The organism is Blastomonas sp. UPD001 (genome assembly GCF_003426715.1).
Taxonomy (GTDB): Bacteria; Pseudomonadota; Alphaproteobacteria; order Sphingomonadales; family Sphingomonadaceae; genus Blastomonas.
Map to the genome: position 1 here is coordinate 2,384,314 of NZ_QKVT01000001.1, position 6,578 is coordinate 2,390,891.

Below are 6,578 nucleotides of genomic sequence, written 5' to 3' on the forward strand. Positions count from 1 at the left end.
CGTTCGGCATCAAGGCGCGGGTGACGCTGCGGTTGGTGAAGGAGGCGACCGCCTTTGCCTATGGCTCGTTCTCGCTGCCCGACCACAAGGGGCTGCTCGGCGCGATGAGCGCCATTGCTCGCGAGGGGCTGGCTTCGGAAAGCTTCGCCTTCGATCCCTATCTGCAATCGCAGCGGATGAAGCGCGACAGCCTGACCAAGGACGCCAAGTCGCTGCTCAACATGATGAAATCGCAGGGCTCTGCCTGGAAGGCGATCAAGGAGGGCGCGAAGGTGGTCGCGGCGGGCCGGTCGTTCCTCAAGGACGTGCCGTTCTCGCTCCACACCATTGCCGAGGGCCGCCAGAGCCAAGCGGTCGATGCCGAAATGGCCGAGATCGGAAAAATCGTGGCGGCGCATGGCGGCAGCGCGGTCGAGAATTCGATCCCCAAGATCCTGCGCGCCAACCCGTTCCCGCCGCCCAATTCGATGCTCGGTCCCGATGGCGAGCGCTGGGTTCCCGTGCACGGCTTCCTGCCGCATTCCCGGCTGGTCGAGGCCTGGGAGCGGATCGAGGCGCTCTATGCCGACCATGCCGAGGCGATGGCGCGGCTCGACGTCAACGCGGGCGCGATGCTCGCGGCGGTGAGCCGTTCGGGCTGCCTGATCGAGCCGGTCTTCTTCTGGCCCGATGCGATGAACCCGCTGCACCGTCAGGCGGTCGAGCCCGATCACCTGAAAAAGCTCAAGGGCTTTCCCGAGGGTCCGGAGGCGCGCGCGCTGGTGGGCGAGCTGCGCGCCGCGATCATCGGCATCTTCCGCGCGCTGGGATCGACGCATGTGCAGATCGCGCGCACCTATCCGCTGCGCGACGCGCTCGACCCTGCCGCCTGGGACATGCTGGTCGCATTGAAGCGCACGGTCGACCCGCAAGGCCTGATGAACCCCGGGAGCCTGGGACTGGAATGACCACCGATGGACATCGAACGCCGCTCGGTACTGGCCGCGATGATCGCCAGCGCTTTGCCGCTCGACGCGGCGTTGGCCGCAGAGGCGCGCGCCATGGCTGATGCGCCTACCTATGCCGCCGTCGCGATGCAGCTCGCCGCGCGCTCGGTCGAGCGCGCACCCGACCGCGCCGCCGCGCGCGCGCAGGTGCTCGCCATGATCGGCGAGGTCGAGGCCAAGATCCGTTCGGCACGCATCTTCATCGAGCAATATGGCGGGCATCCGGTGAAGCTCGCGGTGCTGCCCGAATATCTGTTCACCAGCTATCCGGGGCGCATCTCGATCCCCGATTTCGCTGCTCTGGCCGCGTTCGAGATGCAAGGCCAAGAATATGACGCGCTGGGCAAGGTCGCGCAGAATCTGAAGCTGTACCTCGCCGGCAACGCCTATGAGGTCGATCCGAATTTCCCCGGCCTGTATTTCCAGGCGAGCTTCCTGATCGCGCCGTCGGGCGATGTCGTCCTGCGCTATCGCCGCCTCAACTCGATGTTCGCGCCGACGCCGCACGATGTGTGGAGCAAATATCTCGACGTCTATGGCATCGACGGCGTGTTCCCGGTGGCGCGCACCGAGATCGGCGCCATGGCCGCGATCGCCTCGGAGGAAATCCTCTATCCCGAGATCGCCCGCGCGCACGCGCTCCGCGGTGCGGAGATCTTCCTCCATTCCTCGTCCGAGATCGGATCGCCGATCGATACCAACAAGGCGATCGCGAGGCGCGCGCGCGCGTTCGAGAACATGGCCTATGTCGTCTCGGCCAATACCGCGGGGATCGAGGGCACCGGCCTGCCGCTTGCGAGCGCCGACGGCAACAGCCAGGTGATCGACTACAAGGGCCGGGTGCTCGCCGAATCGAACAGCGGCGAGACCTTCACCGCCTTTGCCGAGATCGATCTCGGCGCGCTGCGCCATGCGCGGCGGACCCCCGGCATGACCAACTATCTCGCGCGCCAGCGGCTCGAACTGTTTGCGCAGGTCTATGGCGGCGTGCGCCATCCGGCGGACGGCATGCTCGAGGGCGGGGCGGTGAAGGTGCCTGATCGGGACTATTTCAGGCGCGTGCAGGAAGAGGTGATCGAGCGGATGTCGAAGGACGGGCTGATCTAGTGCCCTGTTCCGATTGTCCCTAGCCCTTCGGCTGGCTGTCAAGACAGCCGCTCAGGGTAAACGAAAGTCGAGGGACGTGATCGGAAAGGGTGATGCAACGTCCCTCGACACGCTCGGGACAAACGGAATTGGGTTAGACGGAAGACAACACATGACGCACAAATTCGATGTCGCACCGCCCTATACCGCCGTGGCGCTGCACGGCGTGTCGCCGCAGCCCAGCCATGACGAGGCGGCCCGGTTCGACTTTCTGGCGAACCTCAACAAGTACCTCTCGGGCACGCTCGGCCCCGGCAACAAGCTGGCCTATGATACGCGCGTGCTGCCCGGCTTTATCGCCGAACATGGCCGCGAGCCCAAGGACCGGTTCGAGATCCGCCATGCGATGAACCGCGATCCCCATCACCGTTTTTGGTCGGCGCTCAAGCGCAACAGCATGGAAATGCGCCAGCAGAACGGTCGCGCGATGGTGCTGCGCCAACTGGACGAGCTTAATGCCAAGGCGCGCCAGTTTAACGAGGGGCGCGATACGCTCGAGCTCGATCCGGGCGTCGCCGTGCCGCGCTATCAGAGCGCGATCGACATCCATTGCATGCCCGGCAGCTATCATGGCGAGGAAGTGCCCGGCGACGTATCCGCCGGGGCCAATTACGACTGCGGCATCTTCGCGACGACCGCAGGCGGGCTGGGCGCATTGTCCGATGGCGGCGGGCAGGCGCTGGTCAAATGGGCCCGCGAGCAGCGGCCGGGCTGGCAGCCGCAGCGCATTCTCGATATCGGCTGCACCGTCGGGCACAATATCGTGCCGCTGGCGCTCGCCTTTCCCGATTGCGAGGTCATCGCGATCGACACCGCCGCGCCGTCGCTGCGCTATGCGCATGCCCGCGCGCAATCGCTCGGCGCGACCAATATCCGCTTCGTCCAGGCCAATGCCGAGGACCTGTCGCGATGGGCGGACGAGAGCTTCGACTGGGTGCAGACGACGATGTTCCTGCACGAGACCAGCGGCACCGCGCTGCCGCGCATCATCCGCGAGGGCTTTCGCGTGCTCAAACCCGGCGGGCTGATGCTGCACCTCGAACAGCCGCAATATTCGGACGCGATGCCGCTCTACGAGCAGTTCATCCGCGACTGGGACGCGTTCAACAATAACGAGCCGTTCTGGTCGGCAATGCACGCGCTCGACCTCAAGACGATCATGCAGGACGCCGGTTTTGCCCCGGACGACCTGTTCGTCACCGGGGTGCGCGCGGTGGTGGATACCGACATCTTCCCCTCGGCGGGCGAGGAGAAGGAAGAGGATCACGGCCGCGCCGCCGTCTGGCACGCCTATGGCGCCTGGAAGGGCGGCAAGCCTGAGTGACATTCCGGTCCCCTGCGAAGGCAGGGGCCCATCTCCAGGGCTGGCGTCCGGATCGGCCGATGCAACCGACGCACCGGCAGGTGATGGGCCCCTGCCTGCGCAGGGGACCGGGTGAGATATTTGGAGAATGAAGTGACCGAACCCGTCGACTGGATGATCCGCGCCAACGCGCGCGCCAAGGGCAAGCGCTCCGATTTCCTGGGCGATCCCGACAAGGAACGCATGCTCTCGATGCTGATGGCAGTGATCGGCGAGGTCTCTGTGCTGCGCGAGCGGCTCGATACGGTCGAACGGCTGCTCGATGCCAAGGGCACGATCAGCCGCGCCGATATCGAGAGCTACCGGCCCGATCGCGACGCGGGCTACGAGCGCGGCGCGATGGTGCGCGAATATATCGCGCGCGTGATGCGCGGGCCGCAGCAGATGATGGAAGCGATGCAGGCCGACGACAAGCCGGTCGAGGACCTGAGCCGCGAACTGAAGGACCTGTGATGCAGCACCGCACCGTCAGCGGAAAGATCCGCTATACCAGCAAGAAGCCCGAGATCATGGACCAGGAGCGCGGGCGCGAATGGTTCAGCTTCACGCATCACCGCGATGGCCGCACGATCATGCGCGCGCGCTGCGAGATCGAGGAGCCCGATCCCAAGGTGCTGCGCGACATCGTCTACGGCATCGGCCCCGCCATGGTGCCCGAACATCTGCACGTCCACCTGACCGTGGGCGACGCGTTCATGGGATCGGGCTGGATGCGGCACGATGCCGCCGCCGGCGTGATCGAGTGCGAAAGCTTCGGCCCGTCGATCGGGCGCGTGTCGCAGCGGGTTGCGGTCGGCGGGCATTTCGACGGCTTCGGCACGCACCCGATCGCGGGCGACGGTTTCATGACCCGGGTGATCGACGTGAGCAAGGGGCCGCACCGGCGCAATGTCCGCTGCTTCCTGCCGTCGCCCGACCATCGCGGCGCGACCCCGCCGCTGATCGCCGAGGTGCTGATCGGCCTCGAATATGTCGGCGAGGAGGAGATGACCGTGGCCGCGGGCACCTTCGCCTGCCGCCACTATCGCTATATCGACGATCTCGGCCCCGGAATGGGCGGCAAGACGCACCCCACCTATGACATGTGGGTGACGGCCGATGGGGATTCGGTGTTCGTCTATGGCGCGATCGATGGCGGCATGATGGCACGCTACGAACTGGTGGAATTGGAGCGCTGACTTGAATGCCGCGTATTCTGACGTTATATAGCGTCAGAATTTGTGGAGTTTCGTGATGGCGATCCAGAACTATGCCGAACATGGCGCGTTCGCGCCGCGCAAGATCGTCGAGACGCTGCGCACGACCAGCGATGAGCTGGCGCGTTCGCTCGGGCTCGGCAAGGACGCGATCCAGCGCAAGGACCGCATCGCGTCGGACCGCACCCAGCGCCGCATCCGCCAGATGGTCGAGATACTGAACAAGGTCGAGCCCCGCTTCGGTTCGGCGCTGCTTGCCTATGCCTGGTATCGCTCCGAGCCGCTGCCCGGCTTTTCCGGCCAGACCGCGATGCAGCTGGTGCACGGGAACCGGGCGGATGACGTGCTCGCCTATATCGACGCGGTCGACGCCGGCGTCCACGCCTGATCGTCATGCATTTTACCGGGCTGCTCTATCGCGCCCACAACCCCGTCTGGTCGCGCGCGCCGCTGTCGGGCGAGGGGGCGGCGCGCTTCGGCGGTCGCTTCAACCGGATCGGACGGCCCGCGCTCTACACTTCGCTCGCGCCCGAAACGGCGCTGCGCGAGGCCAATCAGGTCGGCACGCTGCAGCCGGTGACCCTGGTTGCCTATTGCGCCGATATCGGGCGTTTGCTTGACGGTAGGGATGCTGCAGCGCTTGCGCCCTTCGGGATGGCACCGGAAGCCTTGGCCGATCCCGGTTGGCGCGACAGGATGCTCTCGGGTCAGCCCGTTCCGACCCAGGAGCTTGCCGAAGCTGCGATAGCTCAGGGCTTTGCCGGCATCGTGGTGCCCAGCTATGCACGCGGCGCTCCCGCCGATGCGCTCAATCTGGTGCTATGGATCTGGGAGGGCAGGATCACGCTGGTCGATGACGACGACCGGCTGGGTTTGCGTGTATCCTAGGGCTTTGGATCGACCTGCTCGATGGAGGATGCGTCGAACGTCGCGGTATAGCCATTGTCGCCGACCTTGCCCTGCATATCGGGGCGCAGGGGCGCTTCGGGATAGACGGTGACGACATAATCGCCCGCCGATGGCCCGAGCCGCAGCGGCTTGATCCTCTCCTGATATTCCCTCGAATTCCAGAAGGCCTGCGCGTTGGCGAGGCAGGGAAAGCGAATCATCAGCACCGTGTACCCCGCGGGCGGCGTGCCCTCGAAGGTCGCGAGCGGGCGGGGGATGTTGATATAATAGCCGCCCAGCTTTTCGTACAACTTGCTGTCGGCAATCGCCTTGCCATAGGCGGCCATGCGCTCGCGGTCGTGCGTCGGACCGGCGACCACCATCACCACGGGGGAATCGCAGGCAGGGGCGGTGGTCGAGGCGCCGTCGCTCGCGGCGGCCATCATCAGCAGCGGGGTAATCACAGTTCAGCCTCCGGATCGCGCGAGACGCGCCTTTCGTCGCACAGGGTCCGCTTGAACGGCGTGCCGTCGCGGAACCATTGCCAGGTCCGCGCGCGGCTCTCGCCGTCGTCGGAAATCTGGATCATTTCGGTGAAGCGCACGCCCGGCTCGTCCTTGCGATGCAGCGTCAGCATCAGCACATGGTCGAGCGTCTCCCAGCCAGCCCCATGGAACCTGTCGGTATCCCACCACAGCTTCCCGTCGCGGAACACGCCGCCAAAGCTCAGCCGCTGCTCGCGGCCATCGGGCCAGATCAGATGGTTGTGTTGGATATAAGCAAAGTCGCCCGAGTCCGGGAATTCGCAGCGGGTGCGCATGCGGTGCTGGTCGATGAGCGTGCCATCGGCATCCACATGCCGATAGGTGCCGTCCCATATCCCCTCATGCGCGAACAGCGCAGGCATCTCGCGGGCAAGCAGCTCTCTCATCTCGGGGCATCCTCGGCATAGGCGGCAAGGGGGAGGGGGGCGGCGGTCTGGCGGATCAGCGCCTGCTT

At 65.7% G+C, this 6,578-nt stretch carries 9 protein-coding genes; 7 read left to right on the forward strand and 2 right to left on the reverse strand.

The features are described 5' to 3' along the window. The 7 genes from DM995_RS12165 to DM995_RS12195 form a co-directional block, all read left to right on the forward strand. On the forward strand, nt 1-947 hold a 947-nt coding region (locus DM995_RS12165; protein WP_286164946.1), incomplete at its 5' end, for an FAD-linked oxidase C-terminal domain-containing protein. Nucleotides 948-953: 6 nt separating this feature from the next. Beyond that, nucleotides 954-2,093 (forward strand): nitrilase-related carbon-nitrogen hydrolase, encoded by a 1,140-nt coding sequence (locus tag DM995_RS12170; RefSeq protein ID WP_198669341.1) that lies wholly within the window; start codon nt 954-956, stop codon nt 2,091-2,093. A gap of 151 nt (nt 2,094-2,244) precedes the next feature. Further along, nucleotides 2,245-3,456 carry a class I SAM-dependent methyltransferase gene (locus DM995_RS12175; protein ID WP_116969592.1) on the forward strand — a complete coding sequence of 404 codons (1,212 nt, stop codon included), beginning with the start codon at nt 2,245-2,247 and terminating at the stop codon, nt 3,454-3,456. A gap of 132 nt (nt 3,457-3,588) precedes the next feature. After that, nucleotides 3,589-3,948: a hypothetical protein gene (locus tag DM995_RS12180; RefSeq protein WP_232824358.1), complete on the forward strand. Its 360-nt coding sequence runs from the start codon at nt 3,589-3,591 to the stop codon at nt 3,946-3,948. Next, nucleotides 3,948-4,673 carry a hypothetical protein gene (locus DM995_RS12185; RefSeq protein WP_116969593.1) on the forward strand — a complete coding sequence of 242 codons (726 nt, stop codon included), beginning with the start codon at nt 3,948-3,950 and terminating at the stop codon, nt 4,671-4,673. The genes DM995_RS12180 and DM995_RS12185 overlap by 1 nt, the downstream gene beginning before the upstream one ends. Nucleotides 4,674-4,728: 55 nt before the next feature. After that, nucleotides 4,729-5,079 (forward strand): antitoxin Xre/MbcA/ParS toxin-binding domain-containing protein, encoded by a 351-nt coding sequence (locus DM995_RS12190; RefSeq protein WP_023837364.1) that lies wholly within the window; start codon nt 4,729-4,731, stop codon nt 5,077-5,079. A 5-nt stretch (nt 5,080-5,084) separates the two neighbouring features. Further along, entirely contained in the window at nt 5,085-5,579 is a 495-nt protein-coding gene (locus DM995_RS12195) for an RES family NAD+ phosphorylase (RefSeq protein ID WP_116969594.1), read from the forward strand. On the opposite strand, the gene DM995_RS12200 is transcribed toward DM995_RS12195, so the two are convergent. Both DM995_RS12200 and DM995_RS12205 read right to left on the reverse strand, forming a co-directional pair. Continuing rightward, entirely contained in the window at nt 5,576-6,043 is a 468-nt protein-coding gene (locus DM995_RS12200) for a DUF1330 domain-containing protein (RefSeq protein WP_116969595.1), read from the reverse strand. The genes DM995_RS12195 and DM995_RS12200 overlap by 4 nt on opposite strands. After that, nucleotides 6,040-6,510 carry a hypothetical protein gene (locus DM995_RS12205; RefSeq protein WP_232824359.1) on the reverse strand — a complete coding sequence of 157 codons (471 nt, stop codon included), beginning with the start codon at nt 6,508-6,510 and terminating at the stop codon, nt 6,040-6,042. Before DM995_RS12205 ends, DM995_RS12200 begins: the two co-directional genes overlap by 4 nt. Between the last annotated feature and the right edge of the window lie 68 nt (nt 6,511-6,578).